This window comes from Streptomyces sp. BE20, from assembly GCF_036322525.1.
GTDB lineage: Bacteria > Actinomycetota > Actinomycetes > Streptomycetales > Streptomycetaceae > Kitasatospora.
Genome location: NZ_JAQYWW010000600.1, coordinates 1 through 405 on the forward strand (window position 1 = coordinate 1; position 405 = coordinate 405).

General features: G+C 73.1%; 1 protein-coding gene. It reads right to left on the reverse strand.

Features of this window, described 5'->3' with window-relative positions:
- Nucleotides 1-385 (reverse strand): acyltransferase domain-containing protein (locus PUR61_RS11990; RefSeq protein ID WP_329878690.1); only part of this gene is annotated, 385 nt, incomplete at its 3' end.
- Nucleotides 386-405: the final 20 nt, after the last annotated feature.

A 405-nucleotide genomic window follows, 5' to 3' on the forward strand; every position in this document is an offset into this window, starting at 1 on the left:
ACCTGGTGACGCCGTCGAGGGCCGCGAGGGCGTCGGCGAAGCGGACGGGCTTGCGGACCTGGTCCACCCAGTACCCCGGGTCCGACCACTGCCCTAGCCCGACCGGGCGGCCTGTCACGTAGGACACCGCCGGGACCGAAGGCTCGGCGAAGGACCACCCACGCACCACGGCGCGGAAGTCCTCCAACATCGGCTCCATCAACCGGGAGTGGAAGGCGTGACTGGTCCGCAGACGGCTGGACTTCCAGCCCCGCCCCCCCGCCGCCACCGCGACGGCGTCCATCACCGCTGCCAGCCCCGCGACCACCACGGCCCCAGGACCGTTCACCACCGCGACGTCCACGTCCGGGAACGCCGCCAGCACCTCCGCCTCGGAAGCACCCACCGCAAGCATCGCCCCACCCG